Annotated in this window: 22 protein-coding genes, 1 tRNA gene and 2 rRNA genes; 14 read left to right on the top strand and 11 right to left on the bottom strand. The window is 59.2% G+C overall.

The genetic code is table 11. The annotated features are described in order from the left end of the window. Window positions 1-124 precede the first annotated feature (124 nt). The 6 genes from INS80_RS10020 to INS80_RS09995 all read left to right on the top strand — a co-directional run bounded on the left by INS80_RS10020 (window position 125) and on the right by INS80_RS09995 (window position 3,646). Entirely contained in the window at window positions 125-601 is a 477-nt protein-coding gene (locus INS80_RS10020) for a YHS domain-containing (seleno)protein (RefSeq protein ID WP_192965495.1), read from the top strand. A 130-nt stretch (window positions 602-731) separates the two neighbouring features. Then, window positions 732-1,265, top strand: a complete 534-nt coding sequence (locus INS80_RS10015; protein WP_192965494.1) for a GbsR/MarR family transcriptional regulator — start codon at window positions 732-734, stop codon at window positions 1,263-1,265. An 80-nt stretch (window positions 1,266-1,345) separates the two neighbouring features. After that, entirely contained in the window at window positions 1,346-1,735 is a 390-nt protein-coding gene (locus INS80_RS10010) for a hypothetical protein (protein ID WP_192965493.1), read from the top strand. Between the two features lie 18 nt (window positions 1,736-1,753). After that, on the top strand, window positions 1,754-2,149 hold the full coding sequence (locus INS80_RS10005; RefSeq protein ID WP_192965492.1) for a hypothetical protein: 396 nt from the start codon (window positions 1,754-1,756) through the stop codon (window positions 2,147-2,149). Between the two features lie 21 nt (window positions 2,150-2,170). Next, window positions 2,171-2,980 (top strand): fatty acid desaturase, encoded by an 810-nt coding sequence (locus tag INS80_RS10000; protein WP_192965491.1) that lies wholly within the window; start codon window positions 2,171-2,173, stop codon window positions 2,978-2,980. A gap of 126 nt (window positions 2,981-3,106) precedes the next feature. Continuing rightward, window positions 3,107-3,646 (top strand): histidine phosphatase family protein, encoded by a 540-nt coding sequence (locus tag INS80_RS09995; protein ID WP_192965490.1) that lies wholly within the window; start codon window positions 3,107-3,109, stop codon window positions 3,644-3,646. Between the two features lie 106 nt (window positions 3,647-3,752). Here INS80_RS09995 and INS80_RS09990 read toward each other — a convergent pair whose 3' ends face one another. From INS80_RS09990 to INS80_RS09970, 5 genes are all read right to left on the bottom strand, one after another. Beyond that, window positions 3,753-5,123, bottom strand: coding sequence for a glutamate--cysteine ligase (locus INS80_RS09990; RefSeq protein ID WP_192965489.1), 1,371 nt, complete (start codon window positions 5,121-5,123; stop codon window positions 3,753-3,755). A gap of 67 nt (window positions 5,124-5,190) precedes the next feature. Next, entirely contained in the window at window positions 5,191-5,718 is a 528-nt protein-coding gene (locus INS80_RS09985; protein WP_192965488.1) for a hypothetical protein, read from the bottom strand. Between the two features lie 10 nt (window positions 5,719-5,728). Then, on the bottom strand, window positions 5,729-6,166 hold the full coding sequence (locus INS80_RS09980; RefSeq protein WP_192965487.1) for a hypothetical protein: 438 nt from the start codon (window positions 6,164-6,166) through the stop codon (window positions 5,729-5,731). Further along, window positions 6,159-6,632 (bottom strand): GNAT family N-acetyltransferase, encoded by a 474-nt coding sequence (locus INS80_RS09975; RefSeq protein WP_192965486.1) that lies wholly within the window; start codon window positions 6,630-6,632, stop codon window positions 6,159-6,161. Before INS80_RS09975 ends, INS80_RS09980 begins: the two co-directional genes overlap by 8 nt. Before the next feature lie 12 nt (window positions 6,633-6,644). After that, window positions 6,645-7,373 carry a 16S rRNA (uracil(1498)-N(3))-methyltransferase gene (locus tag INS80_RS09970; RefSeq protein ID WP_192965485.1) on the bottom strand — a complete coding sequence of 243 codons (729 nt, stop codon included), beginning with the start codon at window positions 7,371-7,373 and terminating at the stop codon, window positions 6,645-6,647. A gap of 12 nt (window positions 7,374-7,385) precedes the next feature. Between INS80_RS09970 and ubiA the strand changes: the two genes are divergently transcribed. The 3 genes from ubiA (at window position 7,386) to INS80_RS09955 (ending at window position 10,685) form a co-directional block, all read left to right on the top strand. Then, a complete protein-coding gene (gene ubiA / locus INS80_RS09965; RefSeq protein WP_192965484.1) occupies window positions 7,386-8,348 on the top strand; it encodes a 4-hydroxybenzoate octaprenyltransferase in 963 nt (320 codons plus the stop codon). Window positions 8,349-8,409: 61 nt separating this feature from the next. Then, window positions 8,410-10,374 (top strand): OmpA family protein, encoded by a 1,965-nt coding sequence (locus INS80_RS09960; RefSeq protein WP_192965483.1) that lies wholly within the window; start codon window positions 8,410-8,412, stop codon window positions 10,372-10,374. Beyond that, window positions 10,371-10,685 (top strand): hypothetical protein, encoded by a 315-nt coding sequence (locus INS80_RS09955; RefSeq protein ID WP_192965482.1) that lies wholly within the window; start codon window positions 10,371-10,373, stop codon window positions 10,683-10,685. The genes INS80_RS09960 and INS80_RS09955 overlap by 4 nt, the downstream gene beginning before the upstream one ends. A 246-nt stretch (window positions 10,686-10,931) precedes the next feature. Here the strand turns inward: INS80_RS09955 and INS80_RS09950 are convergent, their stop codons facing one another. The 3 genes from INS80_RS09950 to INS80_RS09940 all read right to left on the bottom strand — a co-directional run bounded on the left by INS80_RS09950 (window position 10,932) and on the right by INS80_RS09940 (window position 15,988). Continuing rightward, the gene (locus INS80_RS09950) at window positions 10,932-13,352 is read right to left on the bottom strand and encodes a methyl-accepting chemotaxis protein (protein ID WP_226892597.1); all 2,421 of its coding nucleotides are present in this window, start codon (window positions 13,350-13,352) and stop codon (window positions 10,932-10,934) included. A 344-nt stretch (window positions 13,353-13,696) separates the two neighbouring features. Next, window positions 13,697-14,857, bottom strand: coding sequence for an ABC transporter substrate-binding protein (locus INS80_RS09945; RefSeq protein WP_192965480.1), 1,161 nt, complete (start codon window positions 14,855-14,857; stop codon window positions 13,697-13,699). Between the two features lie 222 nt (window positions 14,858-15,079). Then, window positions 15,080-15,988 carry a LysR substrate-binding domain-containing protein gene (locus INS80_RS09940; RefSeq protein ID WP_192965479.1) on the bottom strand — a complete coding sequence of 303 codons (909 nt, stop codon included), beginning with the start codon at window positions 15,986-15,988 and terminating at the stop codon, window positions 15,080-15,082. A 91-nt stretch (window positions 15,989-16,079) separates the two neighbouring features. Between INS80_RS09940 and INS80_RS09935 the strand changes: the two genes are divergently transcribed. Genes INS80_RS09935 through INS80_RS09915 form a run of 5 tightly spaced genes read left to right on the top strand, consistent with a single transcriptional unit; the run spans window position 16,080 to window position 22,778 of the window. Beyond that, window positions 16,080-17,264 carry a pyridoxal phosphate-dependent aminotransferase gene (locus INS80_RS09935; RefSeq protein WP_192965478.1) on the top strand — a complete coding sequence of 395 codons (1,185 nt, stop codon included), beginning with the start codon at window positions 16,080-16,082 and terminating at the stop codon, window positions 17,262-17,264. A gap of 12 nt (window positions 17,265-17,276) precedes the next feature. Further along, window positions 17,277-18,779 carry an L-piperidine-6-carboxylate dehydrogenase gene (amaB, locus tag INS80_RS09930; protein ID WP_192965477.1) on the top strand — a complete coding sequence of 501 codons (1,503 nt, stop codon included), beginning with the start codon at window positions 17,277-17,279 and terminating at the stop codon, window positions 18,777-18,779. A gap of 2 nt (window positions 18,780-18,781) precedes the next feature. Further along, a complete protein-coding gene (locus tag INS80_RS09925) occupies window positions 18,782-20,044 on the top strand; it encodes an NAD(P)/FAD-dependent oxidoreductase (RefSeq protein WP_192965475.1) in 1,263 nt (420 codons plus the stop codon). 20 nt (window positions 20,045-20,064) lie between these two features. Continuing rightward, entirely contained in the window at window positions 20,065-21,426 is a 1,362-nt protein-coding gene (gene hglS / locus INS80_RS09920) for a 2-oxoadipate dioxygenase/decarboxylase HglS (RefSeq protein ID WP_192965473.1), read from the top strand. Continuing rightward, the gene (locus tag INS80_RS09915) at window positions 21,423-22,778 is read left to right on the top strand and encodes an FAD-binding oxidoreductase (protein ID WP_192965471.1); all 1,356 of its coding nucleotides are present in this window, start codon (window positions 21,423-21,425) and stop codon (window positions 22,776-22,778) included. The genes hglS and INS80_RS09915 overlap by 4 nt, the downstream gene beginning before the upstream one ends. A 326-nt stretch (window positions 22,779-23,104) precedes the next feature. Here INS80_RS09915 and INS80_RS09910 read toward each other — a convergent pair. The 3 genes from INS80_RS09910 to INS80_RS09900 form a co-directional block, all read right to left on the bottom strand. Next, window positions 23,105-23,181, bottom strand: a tRNA-Met gene (locus INS80_RS09910). A gap of 126 nt (window positions 23,182-23,307) precedes the next feature. After that, window positions 23,308-23,422, bottom strand: a 5S ribosomal RNA gene (gene rrf, locus INS80_RS09905). Between the two features lie 184 nt (window positions 23,423-23,606). After that, window positions 23,607-26,433: ribosomal RNA gene (locus INS80_RS09900) — 23S ribosomal RNA — on the bottom strand. Window positions 26,434-26,990: the final 557 nt, after the last annotated feature.

Below are 26,990 nucleotides of genomic sequence, written 5' to 3'. Positions count from 1 at the left end.
ACGTGATCACCTTCGTCTCCACATGGGTGCTGTGACAGCCGCAACGGGTTGCACACAGTTACACGACCCATGGGCCAACACGCGGGAGCATTACATCCCCGGCCCCCTTTGAAAGGATGAAACCATGAATAAATTCAAGACTGTTTTGAGCGGTGTCGCACTGTCGGTCGCCCTGGCGACTTCGGCCATGGCGGCAGGCGTGGAACTCAACGCTTCCTCGACCGGCCTGGCTCTGCAGGGCTATGACCCGGTCGCCTATTTCACCGTGGGTGAGCCGACCCCCGGCAATTGGAAAATTACCTCGGTGCACAATGAAGCGCTGTACCGTTTCGCATCCGAAGAAAACAAGGTGGCCTTTGAAAAGAACCCCGAAGCCTACCTGCCCGAATACGGCGGATACTGCGCCTTTGGTGCGGCCATGGGCTTCAAGTTCGACGGCGATCCGACCCTGTGGAAAATCGTCGACGACAAGCTCTATCTGAACCTCGCCGAAGACATCCAGAAGCGCTGGGAAGGCGATATCGCCGGCTTCATCGAAAAGGCCGATACCAACTGGACCGACATCGCCGACAAGGATCCGGCAGCGCTGCAAAACCAGTAAGCGCCACACAACAAAGCGACCTCACTCACGGACGCAAGATGCGGCGGCGGGATATCCTGCCGCCGTTTTCTGTTGACACGACTCGCAATCCTGTTGTTTCTGAAATTACAGAATTTTCAGGAGAAATCGAATGCACCTCACCCCCGCCATGCAGAACTTCATCCTTCACTGGGGAGAGATGGGCTCCAAATGGGGTGTGAACCGCTCTGTCGCGCAGATCCACGCGCTCTTGCATATCTCGCCCGATGCGATGACCGCCGAGGAGATCTGCGAGACGCTGAACCTTGCGCGCTCCAATGTCTCCAACGGCCTCAAGGAGTTGCAGTCGCAGGGGCTGGTCAAATCCTCCCGTCAGCTGGGCGACCGGCGCGATCATTTCACTTCGATCCGCGACATGTTTGATCTTGTGGATGCCGTGGTCGCCGCCCGGCGCGAACGTGAATTCGCCCCCACCCTACGCGCCCTCGAAGAGGTCATGGCCGAGGCCGAAGAGGACCACACCCCCAAGGTCATCAAGGCACGCATGGGCGAAACCCTGCGCGTGATGCAGATGTTTGATGACTGGTACATGGACTTCTCCCGCCTGCCCCGCGCGGTGCATTTGGCGGTGCTGAAGATGGGATCGAAACTGGTGCGCTTCCTGCCCGGCGGAAAATCCGACTAGGCCCATTCAAAAAAATTTGCCCAGAGCTTTCACAAATAACAGAAATATCTGCCGATACAAAAAACACTGAACCCGAAGTCGTGGCAAAGCGCCACCTGGTGGACCCCGTCGCCTTTTTCATCGCCATGATCGCTGGGCCGGGAGTGATTGCCCTTCTTGGATGGTCCACCATGTTCATTCGGTTTGCCACCCTCATGGGCGGGCCGGTCTTTCTGGTCGTCGGCATACCGGTGATGCTGAACTACATGCGCCGCCATCGCGTCGCGCCATATGACTGGGTCTGGCTCGCATTGCTGGCCCATGTGGTCGTGTTCCTGCCTCTCACTCTCCTTGGCGCGGCCAGCGGTGGAAGAACCGGCGGCTTGGCAATCTTCCTTTTCTTCGGCTGTTTTTTCGCTCCGCTTTGGGGCGGGATCGGCGGTTTCCGCTACGCCGTTCTCGAACGCGATTTCTACAAACAAACCCTCTAACCCGAAAGGACCCCCAACATGCTGTTTCAAATCGCAACCTACCTTGCCCTCGCCCTTCTAATGGTCACCGCGATGACCCTGATGATCCTCAAGATTTCCAGCATCTTAGGCGACTGTCCGCAGTCTGGCCGCGCCGCGCGGGCGGCAGGGGTCACCATCGCCACTGGCTATGCCATGATCGCCCTTGGCGGGGTCGGGCTGATCGGCGCCGCACTGCCGCTGCTTGCATTAGGAAGCCGGGGCCTGCTGCCTGCGATGGGCTCCGCGAGCCTTTTGCCCGCGCTCGGTTTTGCGGCGATCTGCCTTGGCCTTGGCTTCACCCACGCCGTCGCCACTCTGCGCGCCGTGGTCCGCGAGGCGGTGGATGCGGCTCAGCCCCCTGCCCCGCAGCCCCCTGCCCCAAGCCCCGCATAAATCCGAAGAAAGGAGAAAGACATGCACCCGCGCGAGACCGCTCCGTCCCAAGTGCAGTGGCAAGACCTGTCAAACCTGCGCCCATGGCAAAAGATGGTGGAGCTCACCCTGCCGCTGCCATGGCTGGCGCTGTCCTGGGCGCTTTATGCTTCGCCGATCTGGCCCTTGGGGGCGGTCGCCAGCTTCATGTTCTTTCTCTGCGCCCTGCGTCTGAACCATGAGGCGATCCATGGCAATCTCGGCCTGCCTCGGCGGTTTGACATTGCACTGCTGCACCTCCTCAGCGCGGTCATGATGGGCTGCAACTCCTCCGTCGCCTGGAGCCACATGCAGCACCATCGCCACGCCATGGGACCCGGCGACCTGGAAGGGCATTGCGGGCACATGAACGCAGGCGAGGTCCTGCTCTATGGCCCGCGCTTTCCGCTCGACCTGATCCGTCACTGCTGGCAGGGCGGCGGTCGCAAGCGGCAGCGGCGGATGCTGCGGGACGGTCTGTGCGTTGCTGTGACCGTTGGAGCTATCGTATTGAGCGGTGTGGATTTCCTGCTTCTGCATCTGGCGGCCATGGCAGTTGCGCAATGTCTGACAGCCTTCTTTGCGGTGTGGATCACCCATCAGGGCACGGCCCATAGCGGACTTGCCGGGCGCAGCCAGCGCGGCATTCTGGCCCGGCTCGCCTATCTGATGTTCTATCACCGCGAGCATCACCTCTTTCCCAAGGTGCCGGTCAGCCGCTTGCCGGACCTCGCCGCGCGGCTGGATGCCGACGTGCCCGGCTATGCCAAGGCCCGCCAGCCCGTGGTCCCCTGGCTGGATTCTGGGGCCTAGATGTCGCGCACGCCCCGCAACGCACATCCCGCCAACAAGCGCCGCCGTTTGCCGTTTTGCGAAACTGAACCATGTCAATGCCAGGAGCAAAATGCCCCGTATTCGCACCTCTGGGAGATCCGCCGCATGATCCGACTGCTTGTTATATTTCTGGCCCTGCCCATGATGGCAGCAGCCAATGACTGGGACGCGCTCAAGGCTCCGGGAGCCATGGCAATCATGCGCCACGCGCTGGCACCGGGTACTGGCGATCCGGGGGCTTTCGTGCTGGACGATTGCAGTACCCAGCGAAACCTCGACGCCCGCGGGCGCAAACAGGCCGAACAGACCGGCGCCGCGCTCAAAGCCATGGGTATCACCTTCGATGCCATACTCACCAGCCAGTGGTGCCGTACCCGTGAAACCGCTCGCCTCCTTGACCTTGGACCAGTGACAGATGCACCAGCGCTTAACTCCTTCTTTCAGGACTTCTCCACCCGGGACAGCCAGACACGTGAGGCGCTGGATCTGCTCAAGGAAGCCGAGGGCAGTCTGATGCTGGTCACACATCAGGTGAACATATCTGCTCTTACGGGGCGCAGCACACGATCTGGAGAGATCCTCGTGTTTCGCCTGACCGAAGCCGGAGAGGTAGAGGTGACCGGCAGCATCCTGATCGCGCCCTGACCCCGCCGCCAAATGGGCCAACGACCGAAAGGCGCCGCTTGAGGGCCATCGGCAAGAAAAAGGGGCGTCTCAGCGGCGCCCCCTTCCCATCATCCATCTTTTTGGATCAGTAACTGTATTCGGCGTAGATACGCGTCAGATCGCCGTTCCAGTCGCCATGGTAATGCTCCAAGAGCTCATCCGCTGGGACCTTACCGCTATCGATGCTTTCCTTCAGCGCGTTGAGGAAATGCGTCTCGTCCGGGACCATGCCACCTGCACCGGCCCGCGCGCGCGCCTTCAGGCCCGCCTCGGAGATCTCCAGCACCTGCCGAGCCAGATCGTGCATCTTGATCGCGCCAACCTCGGCCTGCAGCGCCTGTTCGGCCGCGCCCACACGCAGGGCTTCGCGGGTCTCCGCGTCCCAACCCTTCACCAGATCCCAGGCCGCATCGAGACTGCTTTGATCGTACATCAAGCCAACCCAGAAGGCAGGCAGCGCACAAAGCCTGCGCCAGGGGCCGCCATCGGCGCCGCGCATCTCCATATATTTCTTGATCCGCGCCTCGGGAAAGGCGGTGGTCAGGTGATCGGCCCAATCGCTGAGCGTCGGGATTTCGCCGGGCAGTGCAGGCAGTTCCCCCTTCAGGAAATCCCGGAAGGACTGGCCCAGCGCGTTGATGTACTGACCGTCGCGATAAACGAAATACATCGGCACATCGAGCGCGTACTGAACGTAGCGTTCAAACCCCATGCCCTCTTCAAAGACGAAAGGCAGCATACCAGTGCGCGCATCATCAAGGTGACGCCAGATGGTGCTGCGCCAGGATTTCTGACCGTTGGGCTTGCCTTCAAAGAAGGGCGAATTTGCGAACAAAGCCGTTGCCACCGGCTGCAGCGCCAGCGCCACGCGCAGTTTCTGCACCATGTCGGCCTCAGACGCGAAATCGAGGTTCACCTGTACGGTGGTGGTGCGGCGCATCATGGCGCGGCCCATGGTGCCGACTTTGGTCATGTAGTCGTTCATCAGCCGGTAACGCCCCTTGGGCATCAGTGGCATTTCCTCGTGGCTCCAGATCGGCGCAGCGCCCAGACCGATGAAACCCACACCGATCTTGTCGGCGATTTCCTTCACCTCACGCAGGTGGGCGTTCACCTCGTCGCAGGTCTCGTGAATGGTCTCAAGCGGAGCGCCCGACAGCTCCAGCGCGCCGCCCGGCTCAAGGCTGACGTTGGCGCCATCCTTGGTCAGACCGATGAGATTCCCACCCTCGGTCACAGGCGCCCAGCCATAGCGATCACGCAACCCTTCCAGCACCGCCAGGATCGAGCGCTGCCCCTCATAGGGCAGTGGTTTCAGCGTATCCTTGCAATAGCCGAACTTCTCGTGCTCGGTGCCGATACGCCAGTCGGCGCTGGGTTTGCAGCCGGAGGCCAGGTATTCGGCCATCTGTTCGTGGCGTTCAATCGGTCCGCCGCCGGACTGGGGAATGGACATGCCGGACACTCCGTCCTGTTGTTTCGCTCGTTTCGGCGGTCAGGAGTGGGGGGAAAAGCCGCCGGTGTCAATGCAGCCTTTGGTCTATAGGGCGACTGGGACGACGCTCCCAGATCACGACCTGGTGAGCGCCCGCCTTGCGCAATTCACTCAGCATCCGCTCGGTCTTAAGGCCCGGCAGGGAGGCAAAGACATCGAACAGCGCCTCGTGCCCTTCGGCATTCACAGGTATCGCCAGCGGTGCCTGTCCGGGTTGTTCCAACACCCAATGGGGCGGTTTGGAGGTGTGATCGAGCCGCAGCCGCTCGATTTCCGAACGCGCCACTGCGCCGCCTGTCAGCGGGCCGAAATAGGCGATCTGCCCTTCATCCACCTGCACGACACCCGGCCCCCCGGCACCGAGGCGAAAGCGCAGGCGCTGTGCGCCGATCACCGCAAGCACCAGCCCCACAAGGATCAGCGCCCAGCCGGTGACCGCTGTGAACCCATAGGATGTGTAGGCCCATTTCAGACCGATCAGCAGCATCAACGTCGCCACGATCAACTCGCGCCAGCGCCACAGAGTGGCCCGCGCCTCGGGTCGGATAAAACTCATGGCAAGCTCCTCATTCACTGCGCGGGGGATAAAACAGGGCCAGGCCGATCCCAAGCACGACAACAAAGACATGAGGCAGGAAGACGCTGGGATAATGAAGCACAGTCAGGAAATGCCAGCTGCGGTAGACTGCCTCCCATTGCTGGAAAATCATAGGACCATCCATACCTGCGGTGCAGGCCCAGTTCTGCTCCAACCCCTCCAACATCTGCAGATAGACCAATTGGTAGCTTTTCCAGAATGCATCGAGCAGCCAGAACACCCCCGCCGCAGCGGCTGACATCCAGACCACCATACGCCCCTGAGTACCGACTTTTTCGGAGTAGGCAGCGGCAATCGCAGCGAGGGAGAGGGTGACCGACCAGCCTTTCAGAACTAGCGATTGATCGTTGTAGGCCTCATAAACCCCGAATAGCATCTCATATTCAGACCAGAGCTGATCACACATGGCGAAAATACCCCCTGACCTGAGATCGCACTGTCCCCTGCCGCAACATGGCACGCTCTAGTCGTGACATAAGCTTCATGGCACCTCCAGTCCCGGAGCAAACCGCATCATAGTAGACGATCCGGCAGGACGCGCATCCGTTGCCCCTTGAGCCAGGCGGCGTGTAGACCCCGCCAACCTGCACCACGTCAGACATCTGGGCATTGAAGCCACACATGGCAAACGCCCGTCCCGCAATCATGAGCAACCGGTGGCTGCCTCTTTCCACATAACCGTCCACGTCACGCTGTGCCTCTGTGGCGCAGTTTTCATCTGCCGTGCCCAAAATCTCGGCGTGATACGCAGCGCGCCACCCCAGAACCAGATCGCGCAGGTTGCCTAAAAGAAACATCGAGCTTTGCACATGGCGGCGCAGCAGGGCGTCGATGTGCGGCAAATCCGCCTTGGTTGCTATGCGCCAGACCATCTCAATGCGCTCCTATCCCCAATCCCCAAGTGCCTGCTGCCACAGGGTCATCGCCGCGACCGCTGCGGTGTCTGCGCGCAGGATGCGCGGACCCAGGCTGACCACATGGGATTGAGGCAGGGCATGAAGGCGTTTGCGTTCCCCTTCGGAAAACCCGCCTTCGGGACCGATCAGGATGGCCCAGGGCGCGCCTTTGTGGTGTTCGGCAGCCAGTTGCAATGCGTTGCCCACCTCGGCTTCGTCGCAGAACATAAGTTGGCGTTCAGGGGGCCAATGGTCCAGCAGGCGCGACAGTTTCTGCAGATCGGCCACCTCGGGCACATAGGTGCCACCGCATTGCTCGGCCGCCTCTACTGCATGGGCCTGCAGCCGGTCCTGGCGGATGCGCTCGGAGTTGGTGAACTCTGTCTGCACCGGCAGGATACACGCGGCGCCCATCTCGGCGGCCTTTTCCACGATGAAATCGGTGCGCGCCTTCTTGATCGGCGCGAACAGCAGCCACAGGTCGGGCGGCATCTGCAAGGGGCGGGTCTGCTCTTGGCAGATCAACACGCCGCTGCGTTTGCTGGCCTCGACCACCTCGGCCAGCCATTCGCCATCACGCCCGTTGAACAGCGCCACTTTGGAACCCACGGCCAGTCGCATCACCCCAAAAAGGTAATGTGCCTGATCCCGCTCCACAGGAATGGTTTGCTCTGCCCCCAAGGGGTGCTCTACATACAATCTGATCTTCGCACTCATGAGGTCCTACATATGCAAGGGCAATCGCCAACACCAGACGGTCAGGTCGCGGATGCGGTCAAGGGAAATTGGGTCGACACCCATGCGCCCGCCTGGTCCCGCCCCTATCTGCGTCTCAGCCGGGCGGATCGGCCCATCGGCACCTGGCTGTTGCTGATCCCCTGCTGGTGGGGTCTTGCGCTGGCGATTCTCTGGGACCGCACGCCGGTCTGGCAGGATGTATGGATCTTTGTCGCCTGTGGCTTTGGCGCCTGGCTGATGCGCGGGGCGGGCTGCACCTGGAACGACATCACCGACCGCAACTTCGATGGCGCGGTCGAACGCACAAGGTCGCGACCGATCCCATCGGGGCAGGTCACGGTAAAGGGCGCCGTGCTTTGGATGGTGCTGCAGGCACTTATTGCATTTGCCATCCTTCTGACCTTCAACTGGGCCGCCATCGCCATGGGCATCCTTGCGCTGCTGCCGGTTGCGGTCTACCCCTTTGCCAAGCGGTTCACCTGGTGGCCGCAGATCTTTTTGGGACTGGCCTTCAACTGGGGCGCCATGCTGGCCTGGGTGGCCCATACCGGATCGCTCGCCTGGCCGCCGGTGATCCTCTACCTTGCCGGGATCGCCTGGACGCTGTTCTATGACACCATCTATGCCCATCAGGACACCGAGGATGACGCTCTGATCGGGGTAAAGTCCACCGCGCGCCTGTTCGGAGAGAATAGCCCGCGCTGGCTGCGCCGCTTTATCGTGGCAACCGTCAGCCTGATGGCATTGGCCGTCGTGCTGGCCGCGCGCGAGGACGCCAGCCTTGTCACACTTCTGATTGCACTGGCCGGACCTTGGGCGATGGGATGGCACATGACATGGCAACTGCGGGCATTCGATGCAGAAAACAGCCCCCGGCTGTTGCAACTGTTCCGGCTCAACCGAGATACCGGCTTGATTCCGCTTATCTTCTTTGCCGCAGCCAGTTTCGTGTGATTGAACCGCACCCTTTGGCGCTGTAAGACAATGCCCATCCACTGCGGAGAATGCCTATCTTATGCGCCTGTCATCGCTCCTGATCCCGACTCTGTCCTTCGCTGCCGCGGCAGGGCTGAGCTTGGTGGCCGCCAGTTTCGCCGTGACCGCCATTGAGCGCGGCAGCGAACGGGAGGTGCGCCGGACCCTGGACGTTTCCGGCATGCACTGGGCCGAGGTGACAGCAGACGGGCTACGCGTGACCCTGCAGGGCACCGCACCAGATGAGGCAACGCGATTTGCGGCCATTTCCCTGGTAGGCGGTGTCGTCGATGCTGCCCGGGTGATCGACGATATCACCGTCCCCCCGGCCGAAGGTCTGGCACCGCCCAGGTTTTCCGCAGAGATTTTGCGCAATGACCGCGGGATCTCGATCAGCGGGTTGATCCCTCTTTCTGCCTCGCGCGACGACATCACCGATCAGTTGCAGGGGATCGCACGCAAAAGCCGCAAGAAGGTGACGGACCTGCTGGAAGCCGGTGATTACCCTGCGCCGCAGGATTGGGACCCAGCCATGGCGTTCGCACTCGAGGCGCTTGACCTGCTGCCAAGGGCCAAGATCTCGGTTCAGGCGGGGTCTGTCTCGATCACGGCCATTGCCGACAGCGCGGAAGAGCGCAGCGCCTTTGAAAGCCGATTGACCCGCATGGCGCCGCCGCAGATCCGCATCAGCCTCGATATTGCCGCGCCTCGCCCCGTCATCACCCCGTTTACCCTGCGGTTCCTCATTTCCGAAGGCGGCGCGCGCTTTGATGCCTGCTCTGCCGAAAGCGAAGAAAGCCAGGCCCGCATCCTCTCTGCTGCACGCGCGGCCGGGTTGGAAGGCGAAGCAAACTGCGTGATCGGCATGGGCGTTCCATCGCCAAACTGGGCCGATGCCGCCGAGCTGAGCATCCAAAGCCTTGCCGCCATTGGCCAGGGATCGGTGACCATTGCCAATGCCGATATCACGCTGATCGCAGCCGAAGGCACGGCCGACTCGTTGTTTGATACGGTCGTGGGTGAGCTGGAAACCGCCCTGCCCGAGGTTTTTGCACTGCATGCGGTGCTGCCCACGCCGAAAGCCGATGCGGCGGCAGGCCCGCCCGAGTTCACCGCGACGCTCAGCCCCGAGGGACAAGTACAGCTGCGTGGGCGGATCAATGACGCCGCCACCCGCACAATCGCCGACAGCTATGCCAAGGCGCGGTTCGGCTTTGACAGTGTCTACACCGCGGCGCGCATTGTCGACGGCTTGCCCGCAGAATGGCCGGTGCGGGTGCTGGCAGGGCTTGAGGCGTTGTCCTACCTGCAACGCGGCGCTGTGACCGTAACCCCCGACAGTCTGGTCTTGCGCGGGATGAGCTACAACAAGGATGCACCAGCGGATATCGCCCGGTTCCTGTCAGCCAAGCTGGGTGAAGCGGAAAGCTACGATCTTGATATCACCTATGAAGAGCCGCCCGCCCCTGAAGACCAGCCCATGGCCCCTGAGCTGTGTCAAGCGCAACTGATCGGTGTGCAGCTGGATGCTGGAAAGATCACCTTTGAGCCCGGCTCTGCCACCGTCGAGGCCGCCAGCGGCGTGATCCTCGACAAGATTGCAGCTATTCTCGAAGATTGCGGTCCGATCCGGCTTGAGATTCAGGGGCACACCGACAGCCAGGGCCGCGAGGAGATGAACCAGAACCTCAGCCAGGCGCGGGCGCAATCGGTTCTGAATGAATTGAGGGCGCGGCGCATCCTGACCTCGACCTACGTGGCGCGCGGCTATGGCGAAAGCACGCCCATCGCCTCCAACGACACCGAAGAGGGCCGCGAGGCAAACCGACGGATCGAATTCAAACTGATGCTGCCCGGCACCGGGATCGGGGCGGATGGCAAGCTTGATGCCGATCCCGCAGAGACAGCCAGCGAAGAGAGCGCAACCGAGTTGGCTCCTGAGCCAGAAGCACCAGAGGAACCCGCTCAGACAGATGACAGCGCACAGGAGACATCGGACCAATGAACAGAACCGAGTTCATAATCACCACAGCCATCATCCTGTTTGCTGCCTTTGCGATGGGCTGGTTCGCAAATTGGCTGGTGCATCGCTTTACCCGCGTGCGCCAAAGTGACGTAGCTGACCTCGACCGGATGAGCCAGGAGCTGCACGAAGCCGAGGAAACCCGCGATCAGGCGATCACCTACCTGCAGCAGCGCGAAGCTGAACTGACCAACCAGCTGACCCAGACCGAAGCAGAGCTGAACGCAGCAATGGAAGGGCTGCGTGATGCCCGGCGCGAGGCCGAAGAACTGCGGGCGCAGCTGGGGCGCTGACGCGCGCGCCGCCTTTCTTGGCGAAAAAGGGCGAGGCTTGGATTGAAAGCCCGGAAACCACAACGGGCCTGTTCTGACGCCCGGCGCATGTTGCCAATACTGCAGAGAAACTGGACACCTTGCTGTCGTTTTCCAACTGCCAACATCATTGGCGTTCGATGTTTCAGTACCTTCAGCTCGCACTGCACTTGTCGTGGCAATCCGAAAGGCGGCGGGCTCAGGCAGAAGACCGGGCCTGCCGCCGATTTACGACGCCATTCGCACCTCTGATCCGTCCCCCTGATCCGGGATTGCGGCTTGCTCCTGTGACATGCCCATCGAGGTCGTATTGAACTTCGCCATCAAGTCGCTCAGCCGCTGAGCATCGGAGCTGAGCAATTGACCTGCAGCACTTGTCTCCTCGACCATCGCCGCATTCTGTTGCGTGACCTGATCAAGAAGCGAAACCGCCGTGTTGGTTTCAGTCAGGCCAGTTGCCTGCTCATCCGTGGAGGCCGCAATGCCACTCACGAGGCTGGAGATCGCAGCAACACGCTCCACGATGCTTTGCAGGGCATCCCCCGTGCGACTGACCAAGTCCACCCCGGCTTCAACCTGACCGGTACTTGTGGATATGAGTTCCTTGATCTCGCGCGCCGCATCTGTAGTCCGTTGCGAAAGCCCGCGAACTTCCGAGGCAACCACAGCAAAACCGCGACCAGCTTCGCCTGCCCGTGCCGCTTCGACACCGGCATTCAGCGCCAGCAGATTGGTCTGGAAGGCAATATCATCAATGACACCAATGATCTGCGAGATCTGAGACGAGCTGGCTTCGATGTCCTTCATGGCTTTTACTGCCTTTTCGACTACGACACCGCTTTCACTTGCCTTGTTGCGCGCATCCAGCGTGGTTGCCTCGGCCTCTTTTGTACCATCGGCCGAAGAGCGCACACTAACTGTGAGTTGCTCAAGAGCAGCTGCGGTTTCTTCCAAAGTCGCAGCCTGGCTTTCCGTGCGATGGGATAGGTCGTCTGCCGCCTGGCTGATCTCCGAAGAGCCCCGCCTGATCGACCCGGCAACATCGCTGACTTCCTCGACGGTGCCCTTCAGTGTTTCAGCCGTTCTGTTGAAGTCCGCCTTGAGCTGCTGATACCCTTCGGCGAGCTCCGCATCGATCCGGTAGACCAGATTGCCTTGCGCGAGCTCGGACAGCCCGCGGCCGATGGCGTCAACCGCAGCGGCCTGTTTGGCTTGGTTTTCCGCCCGCTCGTTCTCCGCGATACGTTCCAGTTCTTCCTTTTCAACCAACCCGTCGCGGAACACTGTAAGCGCTCGCGCAATTCGCACGATCTCATCGCTGGAGCGGTCAAAGCCGGTTACCGGGCTCATATCGCCCTGCGACAGGCGCTCGGTTGTTCGGCTGATGGCATTGAGTGGGCGCACGATCAGGAGATGGCTGAGCCCAAGGGTCAACAGGACCAGCGCCGCGGCACCAACGCCCACAAGCTCAAGGTTGCCTTTGACCTCTGCGGCATCGTCCGAAATACTGACGGCCTTCTCGTAGATCATGCTTTGGCTTTCAGCCCCGCGAACCGAGGCCTTGCCTGCAATCATCAGCACCGCTTCAACACTGGCCTGAACCGCAGCCGCTGCGTTTTGCTGCGCCCGCAGCGATTTCATCCGGAAAGACGCAAGGCCTGTTTCCGAAGCCGCCAAAGCGGCCGCGCTGGTGATTTGCTCGGCCAGAATGCCGTCACTGAACTCCAGATACTTGGCAAGTCCTGTTGCGGCTCCCAACATGGCTTTTTCTGCGGATTGGACTTGCTCAACAGTCTGTGCACCAACGATTTTCAACCCCTCAACCTGATACGCGCTCAGCCGGGAATTGATCTCGAGGAGCGTGTTCATGAAGTCGACTTCATTGTCGAGCAGGCTTTGAATGGCGTCACGGTTTCCGGTCGCCGCGTCATCTGCTGCGATCGTCAACTCAAACACCATGTCATCCACCGCAGAGGCCAAAAGCGCATCCGCCTCTTGTCTGCTGGACAGAATGGAGGCCTGGTCAAACGCTGCACCGGACGTGCCCGCATTGATCGCAGTCAACATGGTTTCGGCAACCACGACCAGGTCTTCTCCGATCATGCTTCCCACGTCAGTGCCCTCAATGCCCGACATGGAGACCTGCAGTCGATCATAAGACGAGGTGGCAAGATCACCCAAGATTGAAAGCATCGACCTGTCAGTTTCTGTGGCCATGGCCAATGTGATGCCAGACATCAAATTGATCTCGGCGCGGATTTCAAGCAGCGCCTGCAGGATTGCGAATTTGTTCTCAGCAAGATCGAGAAGCGTCTCATCGACCATGCTCATCGTATCATCCCCTTTCACGGAGATGTTGAAATAGGCGTCATCCGCGAGCTGAAGCAGAAGGGATTGCGTATCGGAAACGAGGGCCTGTAGTTCCTGTGTCATGACCTTGACGCGCGCGGAATTCTCGAACGCATTCGAACGGGCCGAAATCGCCGTGTTCAGTGTTTCGGCCACACGGGCCATCTCTTGTTCGAACGATCCGCGCATGTCTTCAGGAAGTTCACCGATCTCGGACTGCAATCCAGATGCCGCAGAGTCGACCTCGGCTGCTGCACTATCAAGGGCGGCGGCGTCCTCAGCGATCAACACAGAAATCATTGCGTCTTTTGTTTTGCCCGCGGCTGTGATTAGGGCGTTGCTTTGCTCCAGCTGGGGCAAGTCACGGTTGGTCATCTCTTGTACAGACCGAGAAACAAAATCAAACGATTGGTAGGTGAAATACCCAGCAGTACCGGCAAGTGCAGCAAGTGAAAGCAGTATAAAGGTAACTTTCCCTCGTATGCTGGAAAGAGGGTTCAGACGACGCAGCAGATTTGGTTCAGTTTTGCGAATCATTAAGGCACCCGTTTAGTACTGTATTGGCGACCAGCTCAGCCCGCGGCGAAGCTGCACTTTGACGAATAGGCTGAGGGCACGGATACCCGTGCCCTCCGGATTCAGTATCAGGAGCCACCACCTGCAACGATGGGCTCAAAGCCACCGTCAGCGGTGATCCGGGTAAGGAAGACATCATCCATTCCCTGATTGTCATCGCGACCGAATTGCATGGCGAGACCGCCAAGGTCCACGGTGTTGAGATCGGCCATTGCAGCCAGGAAATTCTCACGGGTCAGTTCCTGGCCCGCGGCCTGAAGGCCTTCGATGGCAAGGCGACCAACGATGTAGCCTTCCAGCGAAACGAAACCGGGCTGCGCCTCTGCATCAACGGCTCTCAGAGCCTCGGTGTACTGGGCCACAACAGGGATGGAAACGTCCCATGGGAAAGGAACAACCTGACTGATGATCACGCCTTCACCTGCATCGCCAAGCTCACGCGAAAGGGCATCCGAGCCCACGAACGAGATGTTCACGAAGGTGGACTCCATCTTCATCTTGCGCGCCAGCTTGATGAACTCAGCGACGGGTTTATAGGCGCCAACCATCACGACAGCATCGGGTTTTGCCTTGCGAATGGCCAGCAGAGCCTTTTTCACGGCGGTCGTGTTGCGGGTGTAAGTGCCTTCGGCCGCCAGAGACATGCCACGCTTTTCCAGGGCTGCATTGACGCCATTGAGACCCACACGGCCAAAACCGTCGTCCTGATACAACAGGGCGATCGAACTCATACCCTGCTGATCAACCAGATAATTGATCCACGCCTCGGTTTCGGCGGAATAGGTCGCGCGAACATTAAAGACATTTCCAAGGCTCGCATCCCGCAGGAAGCCTGCGCCGGTAAAGGGGCCGATAAATGGCATGCCTGCCTCGGTTGCAATCGGCTGTGTCGCCGAAGAGGTCGGAGTGCCCACCGGACCAATAAGACCGATGTGATTGTTGCCCTCGACAACCTCCTTGACCAGCCCGGCAGAGCGGTCGGGCTCATAGCCATCATCCATGCTATCCAGTTTCAGCATGCGACCATGCACGCCTCCGGCGGCATTGGCCTCTTCAAAGGCAGCGGTAATGCCCAGTCGCATACCCGTTCCCAGCGCTGCGGCGGGACCTTCAAAGGCGGCAACCTGCGCAAAAGTGACACTATTGGGGGTAACGCCCTGCTCAGCTGACGCGAATAGGGGAGCCGCTATAAGCGCAACCGCCGACAGCATAAGTTTCTTAGATAGCATGATTGGACCTCCGTTGGACTGACATACACAGGCCCAAATGCTGCATGAGAATAGTTAAAAAGAGGAGAAGCACATAATATGTGCATACTTTTTTGGATTTAGTTTACATAAAAATGGGCTCGTTCCGGCCTGCCCAGTAGGGGTATTGACGGACACGCACGCCCCCATGTTCGGTGATTTTGGATAAACTCTGGCTCAGGAATTCTGAAGCCGAACCAAGGACTACACCGTGATTTCAGATTTCATTGTTCTGGCGATTTTGAGCCAGGACACGAACAGATCTCTTGGCTGGTAGCCCTGCTCTTCCTTTGGCCAGACGAAATAATAGGAACCGATGCTGATCTTGCTTTCTGGCCAGAGGGGAACCAGCCGCAATTCTTCAACTTCCCGCTCAATCAGATAAGTCGGAACCAACGCCGCGCCCATGCCGTGAAGGGCCGCCTGGATCATGGACGCGAATTGATCAAACAGCATGCCAACCGGCCCATGCAGGTCATACCCGACCGCCCGGGCCCATTTCTCCCAGGCATCAGGCCGGGTATCAAGGTGCAGCAGCGGCAGGGAAAACACCTCCGAAAGGGGTTTGCCGCGCATCGTCTCGGCCAGTTTGGGAGAGGCAACAGGCACGACAAATTCCTGCATCAACTCTTGAAAACAGACATCTGGCCAGTCGCGTTCGCCAAAATGGATGGCACCGTGAAACGGATCTGCATTGAAATCAAACGGCCTCAGCCGGGTGCTGAGATTGACCGTCACTTCGGGATGGCGGGCGACAAAGTCGGGCAGCTTAGGGGCAAGCCAGCGCACGCCACAGGCCGGCAGCATCGCAATATTGAGCTGCCCACCATCGGGGTTTGCCTTCAGCCGCAGACTGGCGGTGCCGATCTTGTCGAGCGCACTGCGGATCTGGGCGCAATAGTCGAGCGCGGCAGGAGTGAGGCTGATGCTCTTTTTATCCCGGATAAACAGCGTCGTTCCAAGATACTCCTCAATAACCTTGAGCTGTCGGCTCACGGCACTCTGGGACACCCCAAGTTCATGCCCGGTTTCGGTGACACTACCTGTGCGCTCGAATGACTCGAGCGCCCGCAAGGCCGTCATCGGCGGAAGAAAGCGCTTGGGATGCGGCATAGGTATGATCTTTTTGCATGAGATAGAAGATAAATGCGTTTCTCATGTCTGGACGTGCCGTGTCAAATGCGTCGTACGACTGGAGATCTAAATGCTAAAAAATTCTGACCGCCTTGATGGAATCGCGCTTTCGGAGATCGTTGCGATCTCGGAAGGCGCTGCTCGCATGCGCGCCGACGGTCATGATGTTTTGGCATTAAGCACAGGGGAGCCGGACTTTCCAACGCCGCCTCATGTCTGCAATGCGGCCCACGAGGCGATGCAAGCGGGCCAGACCCGCTACGCCCCTACCGCGGGCACAGCCCAATTGCGCGGCGCGATTGCAGATAGCGCAGGCGTCGAAGCCAAAAATGTCATTGTGTCCACCGGGGCCAAGCAGGTGCTTGCAAATCTATTCCTGGCCACGCTCAACAGCGATGACGAGGTCATCGTACCCGCGCCCTATTGGACCAGTTATTCTGACATCATCTCGATGTCCGGGGGCAGAACGGTGCTGTTGCATTGCGGGGCAGAGGCCGGTTTCAAAATGACGCCTGAGCAGCTTGAAGCTGCGATCACGCCGCGCACCCGTTGGCTGCTTTTGAACTCTCCCTCCAATCCCTCCGGCGCTGTCTACTCCAAAGAGGAACTGGCGGCTTTGGGGCAGGTGCTGGAACGTTACCCCCACATCTGGATCGCCTCGGATGAGATTTATGGTCTGATTTGCTATAGGTCTTTTGCGTCTTTCCGGCACGCCTGCCCCGCACTTGCCGATCGCACGCTTGTCATCAACGGCGTCTCAAAGGCCCATGCAATGACCGGCTGGCGGGTCGGCTGGGGCATTGGACCTGCCGAGCTGATCAAGGCAATGACCGCAGTACAGGGGCAAATCACCTCTGGTGCCTGCTCCATCTCGCAGGCCGCCGCCCATGCGGCCCTGACTGGAGACCAACGCCACATTGCAAGCCGCGCCGCTGAGTTTCGCGCCCGCCGGGATATGGTGGTGAGCGCCCTCAACGAAATTCCCGGCATCACATGTGCGGCCCCGGACGGGGCGTTTTATGTCTTCCCCTCCTGTCAGGGCATCCTGGGGTGCCAAACCCCAGACGGCAAACTGCTCGAGACCGACGCCGATTTCTGCGCCTATGTTCTGGCCTTCACAGGTCTTGCCATTGTTCCCGGCCGCGCCTTTGGCCTGCCCGGGCATTTCCGCCTTTCTTATGCCTATGCCCGCCGTGACCTCCAGGACGGGTGCCTGCGCCTGAAACGGGCTGTCGCGGCCCTGAACATCTCCTAAAGGACCCTTCCCATGACCTATCAAGATATCCTGACGGCCTGCGGGCTGACGCCTGCCGAAACCACCGGTGGAGCCCTCACCGTGACGACACCCGTCGACGGCAGCGAGATCGCATACGTACCCATGCACAGCGTGCGTGAGGCAGAGGCAGCGATCACAAAGGCCGTTGAAGCCTTCCGCATCTGGCGCAAGGTGCCCGCACCGCGCCGCGGTGAGCTGGTCCGCATTCTGGGAGAGGAGCTGCGGCAGGAAAAAGAAAACCTTGGCCGTCTCATCACGCTCGAATGCGGCAAAATCTACCAGGAAGGCCTTGGCGAAGTACAGGAGATGATCGACATCTGCGACTTTGCCGTGGGGCTCTCGCGTCAGCTTTATGGCCTCACGATAGCCTCAGAACGCCCCGGCCATTCAATGCGCGAAACCTGGCATCCGCTTGGCGTCTGCGGTATTATCACAGCTTTCAATTTTCCGGCCGCGCCCTGGTGCTGGAATGCGGCGCTTGCCCTCGTGTGCGGCGACCCTGTCATCGCCAAACCTTCTGAAAAGACGCCGCTCACACAGCTGGCCATTCAAAGGATCTGCGAGCGGGCGATGGCGCGCTTTGGCGCGGATGCTCCCGATGGGCTGATCCAGACCCTGATCGGTGAGCGTGATCTGGGCGAGGTGCTGACAGCCTCGCGCGATGTGGCGCTGATATCGGCCACCGGCTCGGTTCCGATGGGCAAGGCGGTTGCCGCTGACATGTCCAAACGTCTCGGCAAGACAATCCTCGAACTTGGCGGCAACAACGCCATGATCGTGGCGCCCTCTGCGGATCTCGAAATGGCGGTGCGCGCGATCGTCTTTTCCGCCGTCGGTACCGCAGGTCAGCGCTGCACATCACTACGCCGCCTGATCGTGCATGAAGATGTCTATGACCAACTGATCCCCCGCCTGACCAAGGTCTACGCGGGCCTGTCGATTGGCAACCCGCTGGAGGACGACACACTGGTTGGTCCCCTGATCGACAAGGGCGCGATGACGGCGATGGACAAGGCTTTGACACAGGCGAGAGGCGAAGGCGGTATCATCCACGGCGGCGGGCAGGCTCTGGCTGATCAGCACCCCGATGCAGCCTATGTCCACCCAGCCATTGTCGAAATGCCCGCCCAATCGGCAATCATGCACACCGAAACCTTCGCGCCGATCCTCTACGTGGTGAAGTACACCGATCTGGATGAGGCCATTGCGATGCAGAATGCAGTGCCGCAGGGGCTGTCCTCCTGCATCTTTTCTAACGATGTACGCGAAACCGAGTACTTCCTGTCGGCACAAGGTTCTGACTGTGGGATTGCCAATGTGAACATCGGCCCGTCCGGCGCTGAAATCGGCGGGGCCTTTGGCGGTGAAAAGGAAACCGGCGGCGGACGCGAAAGCGGTTCGGACGCCTGGCGTGCCTACATGCGGCGGCAGACAAGCACGGTGAACTACTCGCGCGAGCTACCGCTGGCACAGGGCATTTCCTTCGAGATTTGACCATGGAGCCGCGTCTCAACAGTCTTTGGTCAACCACGGCCCCTGACCGACCTCGGTGGTCACCTCTTGCCAAGGCGATCACTGCGGATGTGGTCGTGATCGGCGGCGGGTTCACCGGCGTCTCTGCCGCCTATCATCTGGCTGCACGGGGCGCGTCGGTTGTACTGCTTGAGGCTCGCACCATAGGCTTTGGCGGCTCGGGTCGCAACGTCGGACTGGTGAACGCCGGGCTTTGGACGCCGCCGGAACAGGTGGAAGAGAAGCTCGGCAAAGAGGCCGGCGCGCGATTGAATGCAGCTTTGGCCGAGGGGCCGTCGACCGTCTTTGATCTGATCGAACAGCACCAGATCCGCTGCGAAGCGATCCGTCACGGCACGCTACACTGTGCACATTCTGCCGCGGGTTTGCAGGATCTTAAGGCGCGCTATGCGCAGCAGATGGCGCGGGGCGCGCCGGTCAGACTGTTGGATGCGGTTGAAACGGCACGGCGCACCGGGAGCAATGCCTATCATGGCGCACTGTGGGATGGGCGCGCCGGAACGATCCAGCCGCTGGCTTATGTGCAGGGTCTGGCGCGCGCCGCGGAACGGCTTGGCGCACAAATCTACGAAGACTCAAATGCACTGGACATCCGCGAAGATGGCCAGCACTGGAGGATACGCACGGCCCAAGGTGGGGTCCGCGCAGCAAAGCTGATCCAGGCGACCAATGCCTATGGCAAGGATGGGGCTGAGCCAAACGCCATCGTACCTGCCCATTACTTTCAACTGGCCACTGCCCCCCTGCCCACCGAGCTGCGCCAGAGCATTCTGGAAGGTGGAGAGGGATGCTGGGACACCGCCCTCATCATGTCGTCTTTCCGGCTAGATCAGGCAGGGCGCATGATCTTCGGGAGCCTTGGCAATCTGGAAGGCGCAGGCGCGACAGTGCACCGCGCTTGGGCCGCACGCAAACTGACACGGCTCTTTCCGCAGGTGAAGGGCATCCCCTTTGAATGCGAATGGACCGGGCGCATTGCCATGACGAGCACCTATCTGCCCCGCATCCAGCGACGCGGTGATAATGGCATATCTATCTTCGGCTACAGCGGTCGCGGCATCGGTCCCGGCACATTGTTTGGCAAAGCGGCAGCCGATTGGGCGTTGGGAGACGGCGATTTGCCCCTTGAAATCACGGGCGCACAGCCCGAAAAACACGCCGCGCTGAGAGGGCTTTACTACGAGGTCGGCGCGGCATTGACCCATTTCACAAACGGGCGGCTTTGACCGCCAAAGGACACGGACACATGAAAGTATCTCCCAGCAAGATCCGCGCTGATTTCTCTGCCGCCATGTCGGCCATGTACCGAGAGGAAGTGCCCGCATACGGCGATTTGGTCGAAATCGTGGAAGGTGTGAACAAGGATGTTTTGGCGCAACCGGACAATGCACTGGCGCTAACCCCCGGCGAGGACACATCGCGCATCAGCGCCGAGCGCCATGGAGCGATCCGCCTGGGCACCGCGCAGGAACTGGCCATGATGGGCCGGGTCTTTGCCGTGATGGGGATGGAGCCGGTCGGCTATTATGACTTGTCGGTCGCTTCGGTTCCGGTGCATTCGACCGCCTTCCGCCCCGTGGGGCGCGATGCGCTGGCCGAAAATCCGTTCCGGGTGTTCACCTCGCTTTTGCGACTGGAGTTGATTGAAGACGAAGCCCTGCGGGAAAAGGCGGTCGAGACACTGGCGCGGCGACAGATCTTCACCGAAGGCACAATCGCCCTCACCGAAAAGGCCGAAGCACAGGGTGGGCTTGAAGACGAAGACGCCAAACGTTTTGTAGCCGAGGTGCTGGAAACCTTCCGCTGGCACCCGGAGGCCTGCGTGGACAGCGACACCTTTGAGGATCTGATCAAGGCGCACCGGCTGATTGCCGATGTGGTCTCCTTCAAGGGGCCACACATCAATCACCTGACACCGCGCACGCTGGACATCGACGCCGCACAGGCCGCAATGTTGGCCAAGGGTCTGCCCGCCAAGGCGATCGTCGAAGGCCCCCCGCGCCGTACATGCCCGATCCTGTTGCGCCAGACGGCCTTCAAGGCACTGAACGAAGCGGTACGGTTTCCCTGTGCAGATGGCTGGCAAGAGGGGCATCACACTGCCCGCTTTGGTGAGATTGAACAGCGCGGCGTGGCGCTGACACCAACGGGGCGAGCACTTTATGACCGGCTTTTGGCTGAGGTCCGCTCAGAGATACTGCCCGCTGCAGATGGCTCCAACGCGGCTGAGTATGTGGCAAAACTGGAAGAGGTCTTCGCTGCGTTCCCCGACACCTGGCGCGAGCTGCATGATCAGGGACTGGCCTATTTCAAGTATGCCGTCGGCGATGGTGAAGCGCAGGGGATGGATGTGGCAACCCTGCTCGACGCAGGCGCCTTGACCCTCAGCCCCATCATCTATGAGGATTTCCTTCCGGTGAGCGCGGCAGGCATCTTCCAATCCAACCTTGGAGATGACGCGCGTAGCGACCGGCAAGAAGCCTCCAGCAGAGCTGTACTCGAGGCCGCTTTGGGCAAAACAGTCGCCGATGAATTCGCCCTTTACGAGGCGATGCAGGCCGCCTCTCTGGAGGCCAGCCTTGAGCAATTGAACGCGAACGCCGCATGAGCCTGACTGCAGAAATCAAAACCCTGTCAGATCCCGGGGACATGGCAGGGTACCTGCAAGGCGTGCGCGGTGAGGCAGGCAAAAGCCCAGTGGTGTTCTTGCCGGAAACAACTGCCCAGGTCGCCGAATGCCTGCGGTACTGCGCACAAGAAAACCTACCCTACGTGCCCCAGTCCGGCAACACCGGGCTGGTTGGGGCCTCTGTGCCCGACGACAGTGGCACCACGGCGGTTCTCAGCCTGTCGCGCCTGCGGGAGACCTTTGATCTAGATCTGGCAAACCGATCCTTACGGGTCAGCGCCGGCTTCAGACTTTCCGAGGTCAACGACCGGTTGGCCGAACATGGGCTGTGCTTCCCGATCGACCTTGGCTCGGATCCGATGATTGGTGGTATGGTTGCCACCAATACCGGGGGCGGTCGCTTCCTGCGCTACGGCGATGTGCGGCGCAATGTCCTTGGCCTGACTGTCGCGCTCGAGGGCGGAGAGGTGCTCGAGCTGGGCTCGCCTGTGCGCAAGGACAACACCGGACCAGACTGGAAGCAGATACATATCGGCACCTCCGGCTGGTTTGGCACGGTGACCGAGGCAATCCTGAACCTGGAGCCAGTCGTGACTGAACAGGCAACCGCCATTGTGGTGCCTGCCAGTGATGATGCGATGCTGACCCTGTTGCGCCACCTTGAAACCCGGGTCGGTCCGCTCCTTTCGGCGTTCGAGTTCATGTCGCGCGCCGCGATGGTACATACATTTGCCCATGCAAGCGCCTTGAAAAACCCGTTCCCGCGCGGTGAAATTCCCGCAACAGCGCTTCTCATTGAACTGTCGCGCCCAACCAGGGCGCCTTGGGACACCCCGCTTGATGAAGTTCTTGAGGCAGTCCTGGCCGAAGCCTGGCACCTGACCGAGGCGCCGATTGCTGATGCACTGTTTGGGCGCCCCGAAGAGATCTGGTCACTGCGCCATGCGTTGTCGGAAGGTGTGAAATCGGCCGGACCTCTGATCGCTTTTGATCTGGGTTTCACACGGGACAAGGTCATCGCCTTCCGAACGGAAATGACCCAGCGGTTGGCGAAGGACTTCCCGATGATCGAAGTCTGCGACTTTGGCCATCTGGGAGACGGAGGGCTGCACTTCAACCTAGTGAAGACCGATGGCCCCATAGCGCCTGGCTTTGAACGCATACTGCGCGATTATGTCGTTCGGTATGTGGTAGATGACTATGACGGCTCCTTTAGTGCCGAGCACGGAATTGGCCCCAAGAACCTGCGGTACTATGAGGCGCATTCAACGATGCCATCCCGACTTCTGGAGCTCCAGCTGGACCTGTTCCGGCGCAAGAATGGTGCTTGAGATCGCCTATGCTTGCAAGTTGCAAAATCCGTGAAGCCTCGTGGCACCGACTGCACCAGCGCTCGACCTTTTTCCAGGCCGGGCGTTTTTTGGTTTCTGATCGGGATGGCTGACAGTGCTGACAGCACTGACGTTGAACAGGCGTTGTGCTTGTAGTGAGGCCTCGCCGGAGGGAGGGCTGGCAGCGGGTTTTGGTGTTTTCGGCGCCTGCTTTATGATGCTGTTGTTTGCTGCGGGGCGTAGCACCGCTGTAGCACTGCTCAAATGTTACAAACGCCGGAAGCCACCCGGTTGTGGCGTTAAGTATCTTATTTTGTTCGGATATTTGGTTGCGGGAGCAGGATTTGAACCTGCGACCTTCAGGTTATGAGCCTGACGAGCTACCTGGCTGCTCCATCCCGCGGCAGTTTGTCTGTCCTACCGCTTTGCTACTTGAGGACTTTGTTTTGTCGTTGAACCGATGTTTTTTCGGATCAAGTAGCGTGCGTTTTTTTTCGGTTAGAGAGTTTTTTGTTTTGGTATTTACTAGGTTTGGCGGTGACCTACTCTCCCAGGGCTTAAGCCCAAGTACCATTGGCGCGACGGCACTTAACTTCCGGGTTCGGGATGGGACCGGGTGTTTTGCTCGTGCTATGACCACCAAACCGAGTAAATACCAAAAGCCTTCGGCTTTTGGTATTGGCGGCAGGCAGGGTATTTGCAAAGCAAATGCCCGTTGCCGCACCCCCGTTATGTCACGGGGCGGTTTTCCAAAAGCGGAAGGTCAATCAACGTGTTGTCCAAGTGTTTGTGTATGCGTTTTTGGTTTTTGGCTGTCTTTTACTGGATCAGATCAAGCCAATCGGGCGATTAGTACCGGTCAACTGAATGCATTGCTGCACTTACATCTCCGGCCTATTGACGTGGTGGTCTTCCACGGCCCTCAGGGATACCTTGTTTTGAGGGGGGCTTCCCGCTTAGATGCCTTCAGCGGTTATCCTGTCCGATCATAGCTACCCTGCACTACCGTTGGCACGATAACAGGTCCACCAGTGGATCGTTCACCCCGGTCCTCTCGTACTAGGGGCAACTCCTCTCAAGTATCCTACACCCACGGCAGATAGGGACCGAACTGTCTCACGACGTTCTAAACCCAGCTCACGTACCTCTTTAAACGGCGAACAGCCGTACCCTTGGGACCTGCTCCAGCCCCAGGATGAGATGAGCCGACATCGAGGTGCCAAACACTGCCGTCGATATGGACTCTTGGGCAGTATCAGCCTGTTATCCCCGGCGTACCTTTTATCCGTTGAGCGATGGCCCTTCCACTCGGGACCACCGGATCACTATGGCCGACTTTCGTCTCTGCTCGACTTGTCAGTCTCGCAGTCAGGCTGGCTTCTGCCATTGCACTCAACGAGCGATTTCCGACCGCTCTGAGCCAACCTTCGCGCGCCTCCGTTACGCTTTAGGAGGCGACCGCCCCAGTCAAACTACCCGCCACGCAGGGTCCCGGATCCGGATAACGGACCGCGGTTAGACATCAAGAGTGCGAAGGGTGGTATCTCAAGGGAGGCTCCACCGGAACTGGCGTTCCGGTTTCGATGCCTACCACCTATCCTGCACATCACAATCCTGATGCCAGTGCGAAGCTGTAGTAAAGGTGCACGGGGTCTTTCCGTCTAACCGCGGGAAGCCTGCATCTTGACAGGCAATTCAATTTCGCTGAGTCGATGTTGGAGACAGCGGGGAAGTCGTTACGCCATTCGTGCAGGTCGGAACTTACCCGACAAGGAATTTCGCTACCTTAGGACCGTTATAGTTACGGCCGCCGTTTACCTGGGCTTCAATTCGGAGCTCTCACCCCTCCTTTTAACCTTCAGGCACCGGGCAGGCGTCAGACCCTATACGTCGTCTTGCGACTTCGCAGAGCCCTGTGTTTTTAATAAACAGTCGCCACCCCCTGGTTTGTGCCCCCGGATCCAAGTTGCCTTGAACCCGGGCCTCCTTCTCGCGAACTTACGGAGGTATTTTGCCGAGTTCCTTCAACATCGTTCTCTCAAGCGCCTTGGTATTCTCTACCAGTCCACCTGTGTCGGTTTAGGGTACGGTCTGATGGAGGGCTATTTCCAGGGACTGCTCAGCAGCCCAACCAATCCGATAAGGCTGAACTACAGTCGCAATCCGTCACATCCTCCTGGCCCAGGAATATTAACCTGGTTCCCATCGCCTACGCCTTTCGGCCTCGGCTTAGGGGCCGGCTTACCCTGCTCAGATTAGCTTTAAGCAGGAACCCTTGGACTTTCGGCGAGAGTGTCTCTCACACTCTTTGTCGCTACTCATGTCATCATTCTCGCTAGTGATCTCTCCACGGGATCGCTCACGCGCCCGCTTCATCGAAAGCCTCTTGTCTCCAATCTTCCCGAAGGAAGTAAGGAGACATGAGACTATGTCACACTACGCTCTGCTACCATGCACAAAGTGCATCCTCGGCTTCGGCTCATGGCTTGAGCCCCGTTACATCTTCGCCGCAGGACAACTTATTTAGACCAGTGAGCTGTTACGCTATCTTTAAAGGATGGCTGCTTCTAAGCCAACCTCCTGGTTGTTTTGGTCGTCCCACCTGCTTTCCCACTTAGCCATGAATTAGGGGCCTTAGCCGGAGGTCAGGGTTGTTTCCCTCTCCACTACGGACGTTAGCATCCGCAGTGTGTCTGCCATCTAGTACTCCCGGGTATTCGGAGTTTGGTTAGGATCAGTAAGCCTGTGGGGCCCCATTACCCATCCAGTGCTCTACCCCCCGGGGTATTCGGATGACGCTCTACCTAAATAGATTTCGCAGAGAACCAGCTATCTCCGAGTTTGATTGGCCTTTCACCCCTAGGCACAACTCATCCCGACCTTTTTCAACAGGTGTGGGTTCGGCCCTCCAGTAAGTGTTACCTTACCTTCAGCCTGGTCATGCCTAGATCACTCGGTTTCGGGTCTGATCCCACGAACTCATGCGCCCTATTAAGACTCGCTTTCGCTGCGCCTACACCTAACGGCTTAAGCTTGCTCGTGAGACCAAGTCGATGACCCATTATACAAAAGGTACGCTGTCAGCCCTCAAGGGGCCTCCAACTGATTGTAGGCGTTCGGTTTCAGGTACTGTTTCACTCCCCTCGTCGGGGTGCTTTTCACCTTTCCCTCACGGTACTGGTTCGCTATCGGTCAGTAAGGAGTACTTAGCCTTCGAAGGTGGTCCTCCGATCTTCAGACAGGATTTCACGTGTCCCGCCCTACTTAATACGTCCGTCAAAGCTTCCTATACGGGGCTGTCACCCGCTATGGCCACGCTTCCCAACGTGTTCTAGTCACTCATCCGGCTCGGCTGGTCCCCGTTCGCTCGCCGCTACTAGGGGAGTATCAATTGATGTCCTTTCCTCCGGGTACTTAGATGTTTCAGTTCCCCGGGTTTGCTCTTAAAACCCTATGTATTCAGGTCTTAAGTACCTGGTTCAGCAAGATATTGAGTACCGAAGTAACAATATCGAACTGTCAGGTGGGTTCCCCCATTCGGAAATCCGTGTATCAAAGCCTATTCTCGGCTCCACACAGCTTATCGCAGAGTATCACGTCCTTCATCGCCTCTTACTGCCAAGGCATTCACCAAACGCCCTTCTCGCGCTTGATCTGATCCAGAAAGAGACAGCCATGCCCGAAGGCATTTCGTCGTGATGCGGAAGCTGGTTATCAACCACATCTTCTGTTTCTGAACCAAAAAGCATACTTTCCCGCGCTTTCTTAATGTCCTACCGCTTCGCTACTTGAGGACCTGAGGCCCTAAGAGCTGGCGGAGCGTTCAGGATGTCGGTCCTGAACCTTAAGAAAGCACAATGCATGATCGGGTAGATCATGCGGGTTAGTGTACTTGACTTGGACAACTACTGTCGTTTCAGGCAGGCAAACATCCGGGCGTCTGAGGAAACATGACGGATCCGGTTGCTGTCGGCAAAGCAAGCTCTGCGTCACCTATCTGAGGTCTGTCCCACACTCGGGACGACCAACAGTGTTGTTGATATTTCTCTCTAAACGATGTCAATTCGCTGCATTTTCAGGGAAAATGTCAGCAGCTGCACTTTCATCGAAAGTGTCAGCAAGTCCGATTGGACGTTTGAACGCTTCCGCAGAAGCCCTCAAAGGTCAAATCGAACCCTTTGTTCTGTTGGATGACTTGGTTGATATAGCGGC

Origin of the sequence: Phycobacter azelaicus (genome assembly GCF_014884385.1) — a bacterium.
GTDB classification, from domain to species: domain Bacteria; phylum Pseudomonadota; class Alphaproteobacteria; order Rhodobacterales; family Rhodobacteraceae; genus Phycobacter; species Phycobacter azelaicus.
Note: the sequence above shows the minus strand (reverse complement) of the source record. Positions and strands in the feature narration are given on the sequence as shown.

Coding starts and splice junctions, on each gene's coding strand:
- ubiA (WP_192965484.1), top strand. CDS start 7,386: ATGCAAGGGCAATCGCCAACACCAGACGGTCAGGTCGCGGATGCGGTC.
- INS80_RS10000 (WP_192965491.1), top strand. CDS start 2,171: ATGCACCCGCGCGAGACCGCTCCGTCCCAAGTGCAGTGGCAAGACCTG.
- INS80_RS10015 (WP_192965494.1), top strand. CDS start 732: ATGCACCTCACCCCCGCCATGCAGAACTTCATCCTTCACTGGGGAGAG.
- INS80_RS09955 (WP_192965482.1), top strand. CDS start 10,371: ATGAACAGAACCGAGTTCATAATCACCACAGCCATCATCCTGTTTGCT.
- INS80_RS09950 (WP_226892597.1), bottom strand. CDS start 13,352: ATGATTTCTGTGTTGATCGCTGAGGACGCCGCCGCCCTTGATAGTGCA.
- INS80_RS10020 (WP_192965495.1), top strand. CDS start 125: ATGAATAAATTCAAGACTGTTTTGAGCGGTGTCGCACTGTCGGTCGCC.
- INS80_RS09935 (WP_192965478.1), top strand. CDS start 16,080: ATGCTAAAAAATTCTGACCGCCTTGATGGAATCGCGCTTTCGGAGATC.
- amaB (WP_192965477.1), top strand. CDS start 17,277: ATGACCTATCAAGATATCCTGACGGCCTGCGGGCTGACGCCTGCCGAA.
- INS80_RS09995 (WP_192965490.1), top strand. CDS start 3,107: ATGATCCGACTGCTTGTTATATTTCTGGCCCTGCCCATGATGGCAGCA.
- INS80_RS09975 (WP_192965486.1), bottom strand. CDS start 6,632: ATGGTCTGGCGCATAGCAACCAAGGCGGATTTGCCGCACATCGACGCC.
- INS80_RS10005 (WP_192965492.1), top strand. CDS start 1,754: ATGCTGTTTCAAATCGCAACCTACCTTGCCCTCGCCCTTCTAATGGTC.
- hglS (WP_192965473.1), top strand. CDS start 20,065: ATGAAAGTATCTCCCAGCAAGATCCGCGCTGATTTCTCTGCCGCCATG.
- INS80_RS09915 (WP_192965471.1), top strand. CDS start 21,423: ATGAGCCTGACTGCAGAAATCAAAACCCTGTCAGATCCCGGGGACATG.
- INS80_RS09980 (WP_192965487.1), bottom strand. CDS start 6,166: ATGTGTGATCAGCTCTGGTCTGAATATGAGATGCTATTCGGGGTTTAT.
- INS80_RS09925 (WP_192965475.1), top strand. CDS start 18,782: ATGGAGCCGCGTCTCAACAGTCTTTGGTCAACCACGGCCCCTGACCGA.
- INS80_RS09990 (WP_192965489.1), bottom strand. CDS start 5,123: ATGTCCATTCCCCAGTCCGGCGGCGGACCGATTGAACGCCACGAACAG.
- INS80_RS09985 (WP_192965488.1), bottom strand. CDS start 5,718: ATGAGTTTTATCCGACCCGAGGCGCGGGCCACTCTGTGGCGCTGGCGC.
- INS80_RS09945 (WP_192965480.1), bottom strand. CDS start 14,857: ATGCTATCTAAGAAACTTATGCTGTCGGCGGTTGCGCTTATAGCGGCT.
- INS80_RS09940 (WP_192965479.1), bottom strand. CDS start 15,988: ATGCCGCATCCCAAGCGCTTTCTTCCGCCGATGACGGCCTTGCGGGCG.
- INS80_RS09970 (WP_192965485.1), bottom strand. CDS start 7,373: ATGAGTGCGAAGATCAGATTGTATGTAGAGCACCCCTTGGGGGCAGAG.
- INS80_RS09960 (WP_192965483.1), top strand. CDS start 8,410: ATGCGCCTGTCATCGCTCCTGATCCCGACTCTGTCCTTCGCTGCCGCG.